The sequence below is a fragment of the Actinomyces ruminis genome (assembly GCF_002154335.2).
GTDB classification, from domain to species: domain Bacteria; phylum Actinomycetota; class Actinomycetes; order Actinomycetales; family Actinomycetaceae; genus Actinomyces; species Actinomyces ruminis.
Genome location: NZ_MTPX02000002.1, coordinates 1 through 4,581, shown reverse-complemented (window position 1 = coordinate 4,581; position 4,581 = coordinate 1). Strand labels below are relative to the sequence as shown.

General features: G+C 72.4%; 1 protein-coding gene and 2 pseudogenes. 2 read left to right on the top strand and 1 reads right to left on the bottom strand.

What is annotated here, in order from left to right:
- Positions 1–828 (top strand): annotated as a pseudogene (gene nudC, locus BW737_RS17145) (NAD(+) diphosphatase); the annotation flags it as partial.
- 81 nt (positions 829–909) lie between these two features.
- Positions 910–3,027, top strand: a pseudogene (locus BW737_RS00190) (ATP-dependent DNA helicase UvrD2).
- A 58-nt stretch (positions 3,028–3,085) separates the two neighbouring features.
- On the opposite strand, the gene BW737_RS00185 reads toward BW737_RS00190, so the two are convergent.
- On the bottom strand, positions 3,086–4,027 hold the full coding sequence (locus BW737_RS00185; RefSeq protein WP_257210284.1) for a Rossmann-fold NAD(P)-binding domain-containing protein: 942 nt from the start codon (positions 4,025–4,027) through the stop codon (positions 3,086–3,088).
- Between the last annotated feature and the right edge of the window lie 554 nt (positions 4,028–4,581).

Here is a 4,581-nt window from a genome sequence, read left to right as displayed (position 1 = left end):
CCGCCCGCCCCGGCTCCGCACCCCTGACCGCCGCCGACCTCGACGCCACCGGCCTGACCCGCTTCTACCTGGGCCGCGAACAGGGCAACGGCATCGGCGACGCCGCCGGGGCGTCCTGGCTGGCCGTCGTCGTCCCCGCCGACGACCTCGCCGCACCCACCGATGCCGAGGCGCCGGCCACCCCCACCCCTCCCTCAGCGCGGCCCTGGAGCGCTACCCGCTGTCCGCCCTGCGGGCGGTCGGCGCCGATCTGGACGCCCACGACGCCGGCCTGGCCACCCCCGCCAGCGCCCTGGCCGCCTGGCACGCCCGCTCCGGCTTCTGCCCCCTGTGCGGCGGCCGCACCCAGATCACGCAGGCCGGCTGGGCCCGCCGCTGCACCAGCTGCGACGCCTCAGCTTCCCGCGCACCGACCCGGCCGTCATCATGGCCGTCACCGACGACGCCGACCGCATCGTCCTGGTTCACGGCGCCTCCTGGGACCAGCACCGCTATTCCACCGTCGCCGGCTTCGTGGAGGCGGGAGAGTCCGCAGAGGCCGCCGTAGTCCGCGAGGTTGCCGAGGAGACCGGGCTGAAGGTGGCCAGTGTGGAGTTCGTCGCCAGCCAGCCCTGGCCCTTCCCGCGCTCCCTCATGCTCGGCTACCGGGCCCGCCTGGCACCCGGAGAGCACCTGGCCCGCCCCGACGGCAACGAGGTCTCCGACGCCGTCGTCCTCAGCCGCACCGAACTCACCGCGGCCATCGCCGCGGGCACCGTCGCCCTGCCTGGCCCCACCTCCATCGCCCGGATGCTGATAGAGGACTGGTACGGCGGCCCCATTGGCTGACCGGCCGCTCATGCGGCCGGGGCGGCCGGTGCGCACGGCCCCGGTCAATCGTGTCGGATGGACGTGGCAGGCTGGGCGGTGATGAATGACCACGCCCCGGCACCCGACGCCCCGCGCCCCGTGGGCACGCCTGGTACTTTGCCCAGCCCCGCCCAGCTGCTCGACGCCCTCGACCCCGACCAGCGGCAGGTGGCCGAGCACCTCGAGGGGGCCCTGTGCGTGCTGGCCGGCGCCGGCACCGGCAAGACCCGCGCGATCACCTACCGCATCGCCCACGGCGTGGCGGTGGGTGCCTACCAGCCCACCCAGGTCCTGGCCGTCACCTTCACCGCCCGGGCCGCCGGGAGATGCGCTCGCGCCTGACCGACCTCGGCGTACACGGCGCCCAGGCCCGCACCTTCCACTCCGCCGCCCTGCGCCAGCTGACGTATTTCTGGCCCAGCGCCATCGGCGGGCGCCGCCACGAGATCGAGCGGCACAAGGGGCGCCTGGTCGGCACCGCCGCCCACCGCTTGGGCCTGACCGCAGACCGCGCCCTGATCCGCGACCTGGCCGCCGAGGTCGAATGGGCCAAGGTCACCATGACCCTGCCGGAGGATTACACCCAGGCGGCCGCCGCCCAGGGACGCGTTGGGGTGGGCGATCTCGACCCGGCCACCGTCGCCCAGCTGCTGGCCGTCTACGAGGAGGTCAAGGCCGAGCGCGGCGTCATCGACTTCGAGGATGTGCTGCTGCTCATGGTCGGCATCCTCAAGGACCGCGAGGACATCGCCGCCCAGATCCGCGGCCAGTACAAGCACTTCGTGGTCGACGAGTACCAGGACGTCTCCCCGCTCCAGCAGCGACTGCTGGACCTGTGGCTCGGGCGGCGCCGCCAGCTGTGTGTGGTCGGCGACGTCTCCCAGACCATCTACTCCTTCACCGGCGCCACCCCCGAGTACCTCACCGGCTTCGCCTCCCGCTACGACGCGCCCGCACCGTGCGGCTGACCCGCGACTACCGCTCCACCCCGCAGGTGGTGTCCCTGGCCAACCGGGTGCTGTCGCGCTCGCGGCGCGGTGCCGGCGCACTGGCCCTGCCCGCCGGGGCGGTGCAGCTACAGGCCCAGCGGCCCTCCGGCCCCGCCGTGCGCTTCGACGCCTACGACGACGACGTCGCCGAGGCCGCCGGGGTGGTCGCCCAGGTGCAGCGGCTGCAGGCGGCCGGCGTGCCCCTGTCGGAGATCGCCGTCCTTTACCGCACCAACTCCCAGTCCGAGGTGGTCGAGCAGGCCCTGGCCGACGCCGGCATCGGCTACCTCGTGCGCGGTGGCGAGCGCTTCTTCGAACGCGACGAGGTCAAACGCGCCATGGTGCTGCTGCGGGCCGCCGCCCGCACCGAGCGCGCCGAGCTGACCGGGGACCCCGGGGCGGACGCCGCATGGTGCTGGCCCGGGAGGGCTGGGCCGAGCAGCCGCCAGCAGTACGTGGGGCCATGCGGGAGCGGTGGGACTCGCTGAACGCGATCGTGGAGCTGGCCGATCAGCTCGGTGAGCGCCGCGGCACCGACCTGGACGGGCTGGTGGCCGAGCTCGCCGCCCGTGCCGACGCCCAGAATGCCCCCACCGTTGATGGCGTCACCCTGTCCTCGCTGCACGCCGCCAAGGGGCTGGAATGGGATGCCGTACTGCTGATCGGGGCCTGTGAGGGGCTGCTGCCGATCTCCCTGGCCGAGGGGCCGGCCGCGATCGAGGAGGAGCGGCGCCTACTGTATGTGGGCGTCACCCGCGCTCGCGAGCACCTGGTCATCTCCTACGCGCGCGCCCGCAACCCCGGTGGCCGCGCCTCCCGCAAGCCCTCCCGCTTCCTGGACGGCATCTGGCCCACCGAGGCCGGCACTCCGGTGAGCCACCGCAGTTCCGGCAGCGGACCGCGCGCCCGCGCCAAGCAGGCGGCCGCCGAATTCGAGGCGGAGAACGATCCGGCCACCGTGGCGCTATTTGAGCAACTGCGCGCCTGGCGGGCGCAAGTCGCCAAAGACGGATCGAAGCCCGCCTACACCGTGTTCGCCGACGCCACGCTGCGCTCTATCGCCATCGTCAAACCGACCGTGCTGCCACAACTGTCCCTGATCCGTGGGGTCGGCGCCGTCAAGCTCAAGGAGTACGGGGCCGACGTGCTGCGGATCGTGCGCGAGTTCGGTGCGGGGGAGCAGCCCTAGTCTTCTTCTACGGTTCATGCGGGGGCGGCGGACTCATCTGTGTCGGCGGAGGTACCGACTACGTCCGGCTCTCCGCCGGCGTTCGCGGGTTCGGCGGCCAGTCGGCTGCACAGGCACTCGGGGTGGGGCTGCCAGTGCCGCTCCATCCCCGCGGGGACGGTTGCGGACAGTTCCACGCTGTGTCCCTCCACAGTGGCCCGCGCCCGGTGACGACGTCGATAACCGCCCGTGCCGCCAGCGCTGCCGCCTGATGCAGCAGCAGTCGTTCCAGCACCGGGGCCGGCAGCAGCCGCAGCTGCGTGGCCAGGGCCGGCCAGCAGGGGTCGGCGTCCCGTTCCCACAGGTCCAGGCAGGTGGTGCACACCGCTGACTGTTCGGTAACCAGTGGCCCCACCCGCACAGTCACCTCTCGCACCAGCACCGGCAGATGCGTGATGCCCGCTCGCGCCAGGTCGCGTGAGCGGATCGGGTCGACGACGTGCCCGTGCAGGGAGACGACCACGTCCGGGCGCAGATCCAGCGGGGCCCGGGTACGCACCGCGGGGGACAGGTCGGCCGCCCAGTCCGCCAGCGCCTCGTCGTCGGGCAGGATGGTCACGACCCCGGCCTCCACCAGCAGGCGGATGATCTCCCGGGCCAGATCCCCACCACCCAGCAGACCCACGCTACTTGCCCGCAGTCTGGCGGTGCGATCGGCCGCGGCGGTGGTGAGTCGGTCCCAGTAGAGCGTATCGGCGTTGTCTGGCGGTTCCGAGGAGGCGTCGATGATGCCGACCTCGCGCAGGTCGCGCACGATCTCGCGGGCCCGCTCCAGCGGCACTCGACTCCAGCGGGCGGCGCGGTAGATGCCGGCGGGGCGGATTTCCTCCGGCAGTCGGTCGAGCAGCAGCTGCTCCCCGTTGGTCAGGCCCGACAGGACCATTGCGTGTCCCGGCTCGGCCCCGATCTGAGTCTCTCCTGGGGCACGCCACAGGACGGGGGAGTGGCCGCGGATACGCATGAGGGCTCCTGTCTGCTCCCGCCGGCACCGGTGCCGACGGCCTCGACCTCAGCATGGCACCGCACCCGTAGGCCCGCCACCCGGAGCTTGGGTCCTGTGGAAAACCGGTTCTTCGGGTTCGAGGGTGTGGCGGGTCGGTGGGGATGCGTCGAGGAAGTGAGTTACCCGCGACGAAGTGGTCCAGTCCTTCAGGACGCCGCACGGGAGGGCGTCCTCGCCGGCCGGCCGACGTCCTGAAGGTCTAGTCCACGTCCTTGAACGATCCGGGCCGGGAAGCGACAACGACCTTGTCAGCCCGACACCGGCCTTGTTAGCTGTTGACCCGAAGACGTCCTCGCAAGCCTCAAAACGACCCGGCCCGGCCAGGCGAACACGACCTCCTGCGCCCGAACACGACCCTCACACTCCAGCCTCGTGCTGAACCATCACGGGATATCGGCACGAACGTGGTACTTCGGCCCGGCGGGTTGTGGGGAGGACCACGGTCAACTCCCTCGGTGTTTGGACCGGGCCCCCCGCGGTCGGACCGGGTTCCGTCAGACGGACCGCCTTTC

What these genes read in the sequence shown, in the direction of transcription:
- BW737_RS00185 (WP_257210284.1), bottom strand. Translation starts at nt 4,027, where the DNA reads ATGCGTATCCGCGGCCACTCCCCCGTCCTGTGGCGTGCCCCAGGAGAG.